Origin of the sequence: Paraburkholderia sp. EG304 (assembly GCF_046543485.1) — a bacterium.
GTDB classification, from domain to species: domain Bacteria; phylum Pseudomonadota; class Gammaproteobacteria; order Burkholderiales; family Burkholderiaceae; genus Paraburkholderia; species Paraburkholderia youngii.
The window spans coordinates 16,298-27,442 of the sequence record NZ_JBKGUA010000065.1 but is presented as its reverse complement, the minus strand read 5'-3'; the positions used below and the strand labels follow the sequence as shown (position 1 = coordinate 27,442).

Genomic DNA, 11,145 nt, shown 5'->3' with positions numbered 1-11,145 from the left:
AACGTCCTGGAGCCGGAACTCGACCAGAACTGACAAGGAAATCTACAATCGACACCGCGCAACGCCCAACCCCGCCGAATCGGTCACGTTCCCGAAATCGGCGGTCACGTTCGCCGAAATCCGCAGTCGGCAATCGGCGTGACATCTGAGTCAGCTCCCACGGGGGAAGTGACGTTTGACCAACGTTCGTGTGGCCGTAACCGGGCTTCGTAGATGCGTTGATTTTTACTTCCTCGGTGCTTCGCCTGTATGTGGCCGCACATCGGTGGCTTCTGGCGCGCAACCATCGGCGCGATGCTCGGCGCCGGTCTTTGCGCGTGGCTGTTCGGCGCGCCGTATTCGGTGCATATCGGCGCGAGTGGGCTGGTGTTCGGCTATGCGGGTTACCTGGTCGCACGCGGGTACTACACGCGCAATCTGGTGTCGATCCTCGTGGCTCTGGTCGTGGTCGGCAGCTACGGCCTGAGTCTGCTGTTCGGTGTGCTGCCGATCTATCCCGATGTGTCGTGGCAGAGCCATATCGGCGGCGTGATCGGTGGTGTGCTCGCGGCGCGTTCGGGGGCCGGGGCTGCGCGCCGGGTGCGAGCGCGCTGACGGAGATCTCCGGTTCGTTGGAATGGGCCCGGTTCGAGGGCGTATCGGCCTACAACTCCGGCCGCGCCAGATCGCTCGCGACGATGTGCTCGCCATACACCTGCGCTGCCGCGAGCGCTTCGACGCGGCTCGGATGCGGACCCAGTTCGGGCGCGCCGTCGAACGGAAACAGCACGCGGCCGTCGGTCGTGCGCACGACCTTCAACACGCCGAAGAAGCGCCGGTAGCCAGCCATCTTCGCGCTCGCCGAAATCTCGAAGTCGTCCTCCGATGTGCCCGGGACGCTGGGAATAAACGCGGTCTTGCTCATAGCTGAAAACATCGGTTGTTCATCGAAGCGGTGCGCAACGATGCGCACGGCCGACGTGCATTGTCTCAAATCCGCGCGAATGATGAAGCGAGCGAGCCCCCTCGCCGCGCGATCAGCAGGTTCGATTACTACCGGGACGGAAAAGTGCAACTAACTGCACAAGAGTTGCGAGGCAAAAAGCTGCTGGGCGTCGGTGTCGCTGTGTTTCTACGTGCAACGCGATACGAACCCGGACACGTGATATCCGAAGGATGCGCACGGCAAAGTCGACAAGTCGAACGATCCGCCGGTCGCACTGCGCGTGAACGTCGACACGACTGACGAACCGCCCACGCGCAAAGCAGGCGAGCGTCCGGTCTGTTCCGAGCGTGATAGCGACGACGTCGCCGCCTTTCCTCCAGACGCTGACGGACGGTTTCGACCTGAAGGCCAAAGCGGCCAGAGAGGCGGATCGAAAAATGCGAAGAGTTATGGTCACCCTTGATTTAAAAGACAAAAATGGTGCCGCACGGTACAGCGGGGCTATAATGCGCGGATCTTTGCTCCTCCGACGTCCACCATGAGCCGATTACTTTGCCTGATCGTGCTTTCGCTCGGCCTCGCGCAAACCGCGGCGGCCGACGAAAACACCGACCGAATATCGGCGTACCTGACGCAGAAATTCGGTGTGGGCAAAGAAAAAGCTCAAAAGATCTCCGACGCGGTGCAATCCGCCGCCAACAAATATTCCCTCCCTCCGGCGCTGCTGCTCGCCATCATCTCGATCGAATCCCGCTTCAAGGAAAAGGCCCGCGGCGCCAATGGCGCGACGGGGCTGATGCAGGTCGTGCCGCAGGCTCACCGCGGGCTGTTGCGCAACGTGAAGGACCTGACCGAACCGGGGGCGAATATCGAAGCCGGTTCGGCGATCCTGTACGGCTACATGCGCTCGGCGAACGGCGATCTGAATACCGCGCTGAAGAGCTATGGCGGTTCGAAGGCCTATGCGCAGAAGGTGAATCTGCGCGTCGAGGATTTCGCGGCGGTTGCGACGCCCGCGGACGGCGCATCAGGAGCCGCTGGGCGGGCCGCGTCGTGCGAGGCGGATCGTTGCGCCGGTGCGAACCCGTGGGCCGACGCGTTCAGCGTACCTGCGGCGCTCACTGCACCTGTGGCGCCTGCCGCGAGCGGGGCCACCGCGGCCTCTGGGTCGACTTCGGCCGCGACAGCGGGCTCGACGCGCACGACATCCAACTAGGCGCGCCCGCGCGGTTTCTACTCCCGTTCTAGCCCGTATGCGCTGCGAAGGCCGGGCTTCGTGCATCCAATTGATATGCTGTGTTACATGACGTAATGTGGTTCGGGCTCCGGCTTGCACGCTTTTTACGCACGTGGCGCTACCCGCTCTACAATGCATTCCCATTCGCGCTCACGAGGCGCTTCTTGCACCTGATCATGCAGATCCCCTTCTCCCGCACCACCGCCGCGGCCCTGTTCGGGCTGCTCGCGCTCACGGCATGCAGCAGCACGCCGCAACCCAAATTTACGCAGGAACTGTTCGAAACCGGCGCAAGCCCGTACGCGCGCAATTTCAATTCGAGCACCGGCGATAGCTGCGAAGCCGCGCGCCGCGCACTGCTGAGCCAAGGCTATCTGACGACGATGTCGCGCCCCGATACCGTGGATGGCACGAAGAATTTTCAGCCGACCGGCGATTCGCACGTGGTTGTCGAATTTCACGTCGTCTGCACACCGGGCGAAGAGGCGGCCAATACCAGCATCGTTTATGTGAACGCGGTGCAGAACGGCTTCGCGTTGAAGAAGAGCGATACGTCGGCGAGCGTCGGGCTCAGCGTGCTCGGTTCGCTGTCGCTGCCGATTCGCTCGAATAGCGACGCGATGGTGAAGATCTCGAGCGAAACGATCCCGTCGGGCAAGTTCTACGACCGTTTTTTCAGCCTCGTCGATCATTACTTGCAAACCGTCGTGCGTACGCAGCCGGTGACGAGCAGCTCGATCGAAACGCGCATGCTGCCGATGCAGGTAACCACGCCGCTCCAGCTGACGATTCCTGACCCGGTCCCCGAGCCGGTACCGGCGGCGGCTCCCGCTGCCGTTCAGGCGACGCCGGCCGTGCCGGTTCAGGTGTTGTCGCCAACTACCGCTCAAGCGGTCCAACCAGCGCCCGCCCCCGTGCAGTTAACCGCGCCCGCACCGGTTCCGTTAACAACGCCGTCGCCCTCTTCTCCGGTCCATCCATCCGGCCCGATCGGCCAGGCCGCGGCGATCGAACCCGCGAGCGGCACGGCGCCTCTGGTGCCGTGAAGGCAGCGCAGCGACTTTCGCATCAAGGCTGATCAAGTCCCGATCAGCCTTTTATTCATGCGCGCGGTCAGATTCACCTTATGGTGTTTACTTGATACGTATACATACGTAGTAGTAGTTAACAAGGGTTAACCGGTTCTGTGGATAAGTGGCAAATGTCGCGCCGCTTCAACATCATGCGAAGCCGATAACCCTGCGGAACGCCTCGGTAGAAAAACTACATAACTGGGATAAGTTCGAACACCCGTTAACCGACCCCACCTTTATCAAGATTTCGCGCACAGGCTGTTCGTCGCGCTATCCCGAAGTTATTCAGAGGTCGCTGTGGATAACCATCGCCTCCAAAGCACGCCTTCCGTTGCTGGGCACCTTCGCTTCGCGTGATGCGAAGCGCTCGCCAACGCACAGAATTTCGCCCATCGAACGCGCACATTGATGACGCGGTACGAAGATTGCGCGCCTTCTTATTGCAAGCGCAACTGTTGCTATTTCGTCAAAACCATTTGCCCAGCGAACAATCCGGCATAGAGTTAAAGTGTTTTGTGAGGTTTCTGGTGCAGTGCGGGGGATGTATGAAACGCAGATCAGCACGACAGCTAGTCCGCCTTCTGTCGCACCTTCGACATGCGGCCCATTGCAGATCGTTGCGGGCGGCCTCGACCAATCGGGTGATGGCGCTGGCAGCCGCCGAGGCTGCCGAGAACGGCGACACCACTCGCGACGACGACAGTCCCGAGTCCACGCGCGATGCGCAGCGCGACAAGCTGTTCCGGAGCAGATCATGAGAACCGCGAGCGAACAGTCGTTGCGGTTTCTGGTCGACAAGTGGCTTTCGCCATCGCCGGCCGAGCCGGTTCACGTGACCGAGTTCAGCCGCACGCGCACCGGCGGGCGACGTTATGTGCGGGTGGAAACTTCATCGGAAGAGGGCGCGCGAGGTTTGTTCTTCTTTCGGCACGACGATGGCTGCTGGTGCGTGTTTCCGCCGACCGCCGATACGCCGAGCCAATTCGCTCATCCACGCGCAGCATAGTTAGGCGAATGGGAAGGACGCCTGCCGGTGCGGATCGCGCACCGAGCGTCGGCGTCGAATGGTTTTAACCGCTGTCAATCACAACCCCTGCGGAGCACGCTGCCGGGCGCGTTTCCAGCCCGGCAGTATCTGACACACGATCAATCCCGCGAGCATCAACGCACAGCCGAACAATGCGCGAGCCGTCAGCGTTTCGCCGAGCACGAGCCAGCCCGCGAACGCCGCGAATACGCCTTCCATGCTGAAAATCACCGCCGCATGCGAAGGCGCCGCATAGCGCTGCGCAACCACCTGGATCGTATACGCGACGCCGACCGATAACGCACCGCCGTAAACGATGGTCGGCGCGGCTCGCACAATTACCGCGGCGCTAACGGGCTCGACGACGAGGCCGATCGACAGACATACGAGCCCACAGGTCACGAACTGCACGAGTGCGAGCATCAGCGTGTCGTGGCGCGCCGCGAAGCGGCCGACCAGCATCATCTGCGCGGAAATCACCAGCGCCCCGGCGAGCTGATACCAGTCGCCATACAGCATCGAGAAGTGCTCGTCGACGCTCAGAAAGTACATGCCAACGGCCGCGAGCAACGCGCCAAGCCATGTACCGAGGCCGGTCCGGTGGCGAAACAGCACGCCGAGCAGCGGCACGATCACCACATACAGCGAACTGATGAAGCCCGCGTTCGCGATCTTCGTGTACTGCAGGCCGATCTGCTGCAGCGAGATTGACACGGCCAGCACGACACCGAGCAGTCCGCCCGCGCCAAGCAGTTCGCGTGCACCGCCGGGCGCGCGCTTCGTCAGTTCGGCGAGCGCCGGGCGGCGCACGCAGACGATCATCGTCAGCACGACGAGCGCCCCGAGCAGAAAGCGCAGGCCGGTGAACAGGAATGGGCCGATCGTATCGAGGCTCAGTCGCTGTGCGACGAACGCGGAGCCCCAGATCATCGCGGCGATCAGCATCAGCACGTTCGCGCGCAGGTGTTGTCGGCTGTCGGGATTCAAGGTTGGTTCTGATTTGTCGTGTGGATCCGGCTGGAAAGCCGCAAGGGCGCTTCACGCGGTGCGCAGCCCGTAAGGAATCGCTCACATGATACGCGGGCCTCGCGCGCAGGGCAGGCAGAGCCCGCGCGCCGCGCGATAATCGCGCAACGGCCGCGCGGTCGCCGCCGTGCGGACCGCCCTGATCGGGCGACTTGCAAACCGGACCGTGATCCCGGCTCTTTCCACGAGCAAACGAAATGGACGACAGGGACTGGATCGCGGGCGCCGCGAAGGCGCTCGCGATCATCGAAGCATTCGACGAAGAGCACGCGCGCATGACGCCGACGATGGTTGCCGCGCGCGCCGGCCTTTCGCGGACGGCCGCACGCCGCTATCTGCTGACGCTGCGCGAGCTCGGCTACGTCGACACCGACGGCAAGCTGTTCTGGCTCGCGCCGCGCGTGCTGCGGCTCGGCCAGTCCTACCTCGATTCGGCGCGGCTGCCGCGCACGGTGCAGCCGTTCCTGCAGCGGATCACCGCAACCGTGCAGGAAACCGCGCTGGTCGCGATCCTCGACGAACACGATGTCGTCTACGTCGCGCGCAACGGCGTGAATCGGGCGATGGCGGTCGGCTTCGTGACCGGCTCGCGCGCGCCGGCGCCATTATCGTCGGCGGGGCTCGTGCTGCTCGCGTTTCAGCCGCCCGACAGCATCGACCCGTGGCTCGCGTCGTATCCGATCAAGGTTTTTACGCCGTACACCTATTCGACGGTCGACCGGCTCAGGGAAGTGCTCGGCGAAATCCGCCGCAACGGCTACGTGGTCACCGACCAGCAACTCGAGCTCGGCGTGCGCGGCGTCGCGGTGCCGTTGCGCGACCGGCACGGTACGGTGGTCGCGGCGATCAGCGTCAGCATGCCGATCGGCGAGGAGTCCGCGAACGCCGCGCTGCACCGTGTTTTGCCGGCGCTGCAGGAGACCGCGAGCCTGCTGCGGAACCTGGTTTGAGCGCGGCGAAGCGGTCGGTGAGGCGCGCGGCGGGCGGCTTCACGGGGAGTTGGTAGTGTCCCTGGCGCAACTTGCAGGTCGATGAAAGCACGCTGAAAGCAGGCTGTCTCCCGGAAAATACATATCGAGTTTTACGCATGACAAACCGCCTACGCTTGGGTAATACTCTCCCGCGGGGAGCGCAAGGCGCCTCGAAGTCCGGCCCGCTCTACCGTGCAGCTGTTGTATTCATTCACATTGACTAAGTCGTCTGGTTTGGGGATCAACACATGAAAAAAGTTATCGTCTCGCTCGCAGCCGCTTCGATCGCACTCGTTTCCGTTCAGGCTTTCGCACAGGCATCGGATGCCGCCGCTACGGAAGCAGCAAGCGCACCGAAGAAGCATCACATCAAGCAACTGAAGACCCACGGCAAGAAGGCACACGTTTCCGCTGCAGCTTCGGCCGCCGGCACGAACGACAAGGGCACGCAGAACTAAGCCGACGCCCGTTCGTCGGGCGTGCCATGCCGCTGCACCGCGCCGCTTGCCGGTCGGTGCGGCCGGCGAAGGCAGATGCGTTGCAAGCAAAAAGGCCAGAGCTCGCGCTCTGGCCTTTTTGCTTTTGCCGCGAATATCGCGCGTGGGAAGATCAGCCTGCGAGCCCGCGGCGGATCACTTCATCGAGCAGCCCGTTCAGGCCGTCCGGATGCGTGGCGGCGCGCGTTTTCAACTCTTCCACCAGCCCGCTATTGAGCTTGCACGCAAACGGGACGAGGCCTTGCGCCTGATCGAGCTTGCGCTGCTCGCGCCGGTCGGCTTTCGGCTCGGTCGCGACATTCTTGCCGCCGCGGTTCGCGGCCGCCTGCTTCATCGCGTTGCCCAGTTTCAGCGCCTTGTTCTTTTCAAGGTCGGTTTTTTTCATCGCCATCGGAAAGGCCTCTGCCAAATAGATCAACCCGCATTGTACGCAAGCGCGCGGGCTCAGCCGACCCGCTCCGGCGCGCTGGCGGAGACGCTGTCCATCAATGCGCGCATCCTCTGCCAATGCGTGCCTTCCCAGAACACGCGTCCGCATACATCGCAGGTCACGAAGCGGCTGTGCCGCTGCAGCACGCCGTGCGGCACACGCGGGCCGGCTTCCTCGCGCCCGATGCGCCGCAGTGGCGCGTTGCATACCAGGCATAGCCGGAACGGTTGCGCGCTGCGCGCGAGATCGAGCCGCTCGAACACTTCGCGCAACTGCTCGCGCGGCCGCAGCGCGCGCACATAGCAGCCGTGGGTGATGTTGCGGCGCTTGAGCAGCTCGCGGTCGCGCGTCAGCACGATGCGCTGTTGCGCGGCGGCGAGCGCCTCGATATCGGCGTCGGGAAAGTGGTTGTCGTACAGCGTATCGAAGCCCGCCAGCCGCAACAGTGGCGCGAGGCCGCCGAGATGCGCGTCGGCGATGAAGCGCATCACGCGCAACGGACGCTCGCGCACACGCAGCAGCGGCTGGATGTCGAGCGCCTCGAACTTTGGATGGACCGCGACGCGGTCGCCGTCGGCGAGCGGATAATCGAAACCGACCGACTCGCCGTTCACGAGGATCAGTTCGACCTCGGTATGCGGCACACCGAGCACTTCGATCATGTGCTTGGTCGTCGCGTCGCGCGCGCACACGCAGGTGAACGCGCGCCGGCGCAGCGGCCGTGCGATGAAGTCGTTCAGCTCCTCGTAGAAGCGGAATGTCGCGGTGACCATGCCTGCAGTATCGCACCGCCCGGGCTGCGTGTTGTCCTGCGCGTGTCGCATGAGTGTGCTTTACTTCGGGTTCTTTAGCAGACGGAGCGATAGATGGACATCGGTTTTATCGGTCTCGGCGAGATGGGCGCCGCGATGGTTGCAAACATTCTGAAAGCCGGGCACCAGGTGCGCGTGTGGAACCGCTCGCCGGAAAAGGCTCAGCCGCTGGCCGCGCTGGGCGCGCAAGTGGTCGCCACGCCGGCTGAAGCGTTTGCGGGTGACGCCGTGTTCTCGATGCTCGCCGACGATGCCGCGCTGCGCGAAGTCATCACCGCGTCGCTGCTCGAACATGCACCGCGCGGGCTGATCCACGCGAACATGGCGACGATTTCCGTCGCGCTCGCCGAGGAACTGGCGACCGCGCACGCGTCGCGCGGCGTGCACTATGTGGCCGCGCCGGTGCTCGGTCGGCCCGACGTCGCGGCCGCGGGCAAGCTGACGATCGTCGCGGGCGGGCCGGCCGAATCGATCGACCGGATCCAGCCGATTTTCGACGTGCTCGGCCAGAAGACCTGGCGCATCGGCTCGCTGCCGCAGCAGGCGAATGTGATGAAACTGGCCGCGAACTTCATGCTCGGTGCGGCGATCGAGTCGCTCGGCGAAGCGGCCGCGCTCGTGACGGGCCACGGCGTCGGGATGCACGACTTCCTCGACGTGATCACGAGCGGCCTGTTCCCGGGACCGGTGTATTCGGGCTACGGCAAGCTGATCGCCGAGCAACGCTTCGAACCGGCGCTGTTCAAGGCGCGTCTGGGACTCAAGGACGTGCGCCTCGCGCTCGCCGCCGCCGATGCGGTGACGACGCCGATGCCGGTCGCGAGCGTGGTACGCGACAGCCTGATCGAAGCGATCGCGCACGGCGACGGCGAGAAGGATTTCGCGGTACTGGGCCAGGTGGCCGCGCGGCGCGCCGGCCGTTGACGAAAGGCTTCGATCGCCGCACGCGAGCGATCGCCTTAATGTGAGCGCATGGAGTCACGTTGGGCGGCAAGGCATAATGGCCGCCCGATCCCCTCACATCCGATTTCGATGACTCTGCATACTTGGTGGCTGTTCGTCGCCACCGTTTTCGTCGTTTCCGCGATTCCCGGTCCCAACATGCTGCTCGTGATGACGCACGGCGCCCAGCACGGTCTGCGCCGCGCGAGCGCGACAATGGCCGGCTGTCTGTCGGCGCTGGTGCTGATGCTGGCGGTATCGGCGGCGGGACTCGGCGTGTTTCTGGCGGCATGGCCGACCATGTTCAACGCACTGCGCATGATCGGCGCGGCCTACCTTGTGTATCTGGGCATCAAGGCATGGCGTGCGCCAGCCGACGAAGCCGCCGCGCAAACCGTCGACGACCTGGCGCTCAGGCCAGCGCGCTCGCGCTTCGCGCTGTTTCGCAACGGCTTTCTGGTCGCGAGCAGCAATCCGAAGGCGATTCTGTTCGCGGCTGCGCTGCTGCCGCAATTCATCGATGCCACCGAGCCGAAGTTGCCGCAGTTCGGCGTGCTGCTCGCGACGTTCGCGTTGATCGAGGTCAGCTGGTATCTGGTGTACGCGGGTTTCGGCACGCGCATCGGCGCGAAGCTGAAAAGCCGCAGCGTCGAAAGGATGTTCAACCGGCTGACGGGCGGTGTGTTCGTCGGTTTCGGCGCGATGATGGCGCTGGTGCGGCACTAAGCACCGCGCCTCCTGGCAGACAAGGAGAAACGCAAGCGTATTAATGTGGCTGTTGTATGTTTGCAACATCGAGGGTCAACCCTAATTTGCATGTTGCAACGCACCAAGCGGTTTGCTATAGTACGTCTTGTCTCCTCCATGTCTCCTCTGATATGGATTCAGCCCGCCAACCTAGGCGGGCTTTTTTTTGCCCGGAATTCGCCGCATGTGCGCAAAGCGCGGCCGCGAACGGGGAAAACCAAGCTCAGAACTTATACGACACGGCCACGTAGGAAGTGATCGGGTTCGCGGTATTGAAACGAAAAAAGCCGGTCTGTAAAGACCGGCTTTTTTCGTTTTCGTAGCTCGCGGTGAGGCCCGCGAGCCGACTCGCTTAGCGTGTCAAACCGCTGTCTTCGGCCGCGCCGATCGCGAGATTCATGCACTGGATCGCCGCACCCGACGCTCCCTTGCCGAGATTGTCCAGACGCGCGACGGTCACGAAGCGCTCCTCATTGCCGAACACGAACAGGTCGACACGATTGGTGTCGTTGTTCGCCTGCACATCGAAGAAGCCGTTGTCGAGGTTCGCATCGGCGTCGAACGGTGCGACGTGCACGAATGCTTCGCCTGCGTAGTACTCGGCGAACAGAGCCTGCAGGTCCTGCGGCGTCGTCTTCTTCGCGAGCTGGCCCGGCGAGAAGTACGTGGTGACCGCGAGGCCCTTGTAGAAGTCGCCGACAATCGGCGTGAAGATCGGCGCCGACTTCAGGCCCGTATGCGCGGCCATTTCCGGCAGATGCTTGTGCGTGAGGCCGAGCGCGTACGGGCGCGGGCTCTTTAGCCTGTCGTTGCCGCCGGCTTCGTAGTCGGCAATCATCTTCTTGCCGCCGCCGCTATAGCCGGTGATCGAGTACGCGTGCGCGGCGAACTCGGGCGCGACTACGCCGCCTGCGACGAGCGGACGCATTGCGAGCACAAATGCCGAGGCGTGGCAGCCCGGCACGGCGATGCGTTTGGCGGTGCGCAGCCGCTCGCGCTGCGAACGGGCCAGCTCAGGCAGGCCGTACGCCCAGTCGGGCGACGTGCGGAACGCGGTGCTCGCGTCGATCAGCACCGTGCGGTCGTTCTCGACGAGCGAAGCGGATTCGCGCGAGGCGACGTCGGGCAGACACAGGAACGTGACGTCCGATGCGTTGATGAGACGACGGCGCTCGTCCAGATCCTTGCGCTTCGCTTCTTCGATACGCAGGATTTCGACGTCGGCGCGCTGCGACAGGTATTCAAAAATCTTCAGGCCGGTGGTGCCTTCCTGTCCGTCGACAAAAACTTTCGTGCTCATCTCAATCTCACTCGCTGGAAACGGGGCGCGACGCCGCGCCGGAACGTTATTTTAAGACGTCATCGCCGGGCCAGTGCGGTGCAGCGCGAAAAAACGACGATGCGCGCGCAACGTGACATCGGCGTGACCCGCTGTGCGGCAAATGCTGACTGATGACC

Annotated in this window: 13 protein-coding genes; 8 read left to right on the top strand and 5 right to left on the bottom strand. The window is 63.6% G+C overall.

What is annotated here, in order from left to right; translation table 11 throughout:
* Positions 1–249: 249 nt before the first annotated feature.
* Positions 250–594, top strand: a complete 345-nt coding sequence (locus ACLFKU_RS37780; protein WP_410852574.1) for a rhomboid family intramembrane serine protease — start codon at positions 250–252, stop codon at positions 592–594.
* A gap of 49 nt (positions 595–643) precedes the next feature.
* On the opposite strand, the gene ACLFKU_RS37775 is transcribed toward ACLFKU_RS37780, so the two are convergent.
* Positions 644–904 carry a DUF6723 family protein gene (locus tag ACLFKU_RS37775; RefSeq protein WP_368586396.1) on the bottom strand — a complete coding sequence of 87 codons (261 nt, stop codon included), beginning with the start codon at positions 902–904 and terminating at the stop codon, positions 644–646.
* Between the two features lie 559 nt (positions 905–1,463).
* Between ACLFKU_RS37775 and ACLFKU_RS37770 the strand changes: the two genes are divergently transcribed.
* The 3 genes from ACLFKU_RS37770 to ACLFKU_RS37760 all read left to right on the top strand — a co-directional run bounded on the left by ACLFKU_RS37770 (position 1,464) and on the right by ACLFKU_RS37760 (position 4,241).
* Positions 1,464–2,141: a lytic transglycosylase domain-containing protein gene (locus tag ACLFKU_RS37770; protein WP_410852573.1), complete on the top strand. Its 678-nt coding sequence runs from the start codon at positions 1,464–1,466 to the stop codon at positions 2,139–2,141.
* 197 nt (positions 2,142–2,338) lie between these two features.
* Positions 2,339–3,208, top strand: a complete 870-nt coding sequence (locus tag ACLFKU_RS37765) for a DUF2242 domain-containing protein (protein ID WP_410852576.1) — start codon at positions 2,339–2,341, stop codon at positions 3,206–3,208.
* A gap of 781 nt (positions 3,209–3,989) precedes the next feature.
* Positions 3,990–4,241, top strand: a complete 252-nt coding sequence (locus tag ACLFKU_RS37760) for a hypothetical protein (RefSeq protein WP_368586375.1) — start codon at positions 3,990–3,992, stop codon at positions 4,239–4,241.
* A gap of 78 nt (positions 4,242–4,319) precedes the next feature.
* Here the strand turns inward: ACLFKU_RS37760 and ACLFKU_RS37755 are convergent, their stop codons facing one another.
* Positions 4,320–5,249, bottom strand: a complete 930-nt coding sequence (locus ACLFKU_RS37755) for a DMT family transporter (protein ID WP_410852572.1) — start codon at positions 5,247–5,249, stop codon at positions 4,320–4,322.
* Positions 5,250–5,485: 236 nt separating this feature from the next.
* On the opposite strand from ACLFKU_RS37755, the gene ACLFKU_RS37750 reads away from it, so the two are divergent.
* The gene (locus tag ACLFKU_RS37750; RefSeq protein ID WP_368586377.1) at positions 5,486–6,238 is read left to right on the top strand and encodes an IclR family transcriptional regulator C-terminal domain-containing protein; all 753 of its coding nucleotides are present in this window, start codon (positions 5,486–5,488) and stop codon (positions 6,236–6,238) included.
* A gap of 269 nt (positions 6,239–6,507) precedes the next feature.
* Positions 6,508–6,717, top strand: a complete 210-nt coding sequence (locus ACLFKU_RS37745; protein ID WP_018432578.1) for a hypothetical protein — start codon at positions 6,508–6,510, stop codon at positions 6,715–6,717.
* A 151-nt stretch (positions 6,718–6,868) separates the two neighbouring features.
* On the opposite strand, the gene ACLFKU_RS37740 is transcribed toward ACLFKU_RS37745, so the two are convergent.
* Together ACLFKU_RS37740 and ACLFKU_RS37735 are read right to left on the bottom strand one after the other, a co-directional pair.
* A complete protein-coding gene (locus tag ACLFKU_RS37740; protein WP_410852571.1) occupies positions 6,869–7,147 on the bottom strand; it encodes a hypothetical protein in 279 nt (92 codons plus the stop codon).
* A gap of 53 nt (positions 7,148–7,200) precedes the next feature.
* Positions 7,201–7,959, bottom strand: coding sequence for a Mut7-C RNAse domain-containing protein (locus ACLFKU_RS37735; RefSeq protein ID WP_410852570.1), 759 nt, complete (start codon positions 7,957–7,959; stop codon positions 7,201–7,203).
* A 93-nt stretch (positions 7,960–8,052) separates the two neighbouring features.
* Between ACLFKU_RS37735 and ACLFKU_RS37730 the strand changes: the two genes are divergently transcribed.
* The gene (locus ACLFKU_RS37730; RefSeq protein ID WP_368586380.1) at positions 8,053–8,922 is read left to right on the top strand and encodes an NAD(P)-dependent oxidoreductase; all 870 of its coding nucleotides are present in this window, start codon (positions 8,053–8,055) and stop codon (positions 8,920–8,922) included.
* Positions 8,923–9,030: 108 nt separating this feature from the next.
* Positions 9,031–9,666, top strand: coding sequence for a LysE family translocator (locus tag ACLFKU_RS37725; RefSeq protein WP_410852569.1), 636 nt, complete (start codon positions 9,031–9,033; stop codon positions 9,664–9,666).
* 373 nt (positions 9,667–10,039) lie between these two features.
* Here ACLFKU_RS37725 and argC read toward each other — a convergent pair whose 3' ends face one another.
* Complete coding sequence (argC, locus tag ACLFKU_RS37720; RefSeq protein ID WP_410852568.1) at positions 10,040–10,987, bottom strand: N-acetyl-gamma-glutamyl-phosphate reductase; 948 nt, start codon at positions 10,985–10,987, stop codon at positions 10,040–10,042.
* Positions 10,988–11,145: the final 158 nt, after the last annotated feature.

Bases quoted from the DNA above. Each gene is read 5' to 3' on its own strand.
- ACLFKU_RS37765 (WP_410852576.1), top strand. From the start codon at position 2,339: ATGCAGATCCCCTTCTCCCGCACCACCGCCGCGGCCCTGTTCGGGCTG.
- argC (WP_410852568.1), bottom strand. From the start codon at position 10,987: ATGAGCACGAAAGTTTTTGTCGACGGACAGGAAGGCACCACCGGCCTG.
- ACLFKU_RS37775 (WP_368586396.1), bottom strand. From the start codon at position 904: ATGAGCAAGACCGCGTTTATTCCCAGCGTCCCGGGCACATCGGAGGAC.
- ACLFKU_RS37745 (WP_018432578.1), top strand. From the start codon at position 6,508: ATGAAAAAAGTTATCGTCTCGCTCGCAGCCGCTTCGATCGCACTCGTT.
- ACLFKU_RS37770 (WP_410852573.1), top strand. From the start codon at position 1,464: ATGAGCCGATTACTTTGCCTGATCGTGCTTTCGCTCGGCCTCGCGCAA.
- ACLFKU_RS37780 (WP_410852574.1), top strand. From the start codon at position 250: ATGTGGCCGCACATCGGTGGCTTCTGGCGCGCAACCATCGGCGCGATG.
- ACLFKU_RS37730 (WP_368586380.1), top strand. From the start codon at position 8,053: ATGGACATCGGTTTTATCGGTCTCGGCGAGATGGGCGCCGCGATGGTT.
- ACLFKU_RS37750 (WP_368586377.1), top strand. From the start codon at position 5,486: ATGGACGACAGGGACTGGATCGCGGGCGCCGCGAAGGCGCTCGCGATC.
- ACLFKU_RS37740 (WP_410852571.1), bottom strand. From the start codon at position 7,147: ATGGCGATGAAAAAAACCGACCTTGAAAAGAACAAGGCGCTGAAACTG.
- ACLFKU_RS37760 (WP_368586375.1), top strand. From the start codon at position 3,990: ATGAGAACCGCGAGCGAACAGTCGTTGCGGTTTCTGGTCGACAAGTGG.
- ACLFKU_RS37725 (WP_410852569.1), top strand. From the start codon at position 9,031: ATGACTCTGCATACTTGGTGGCTGTTCGTCGCCACCGTTTTCGTCGTT.
- ACLFKU_RS37735 (WP_410852570.1), bottom strand. From the start codon at position 7,959: ATGGTCACCGCGACATTCCGCTTCTACGAGGAGCTGAACGACTTCATC.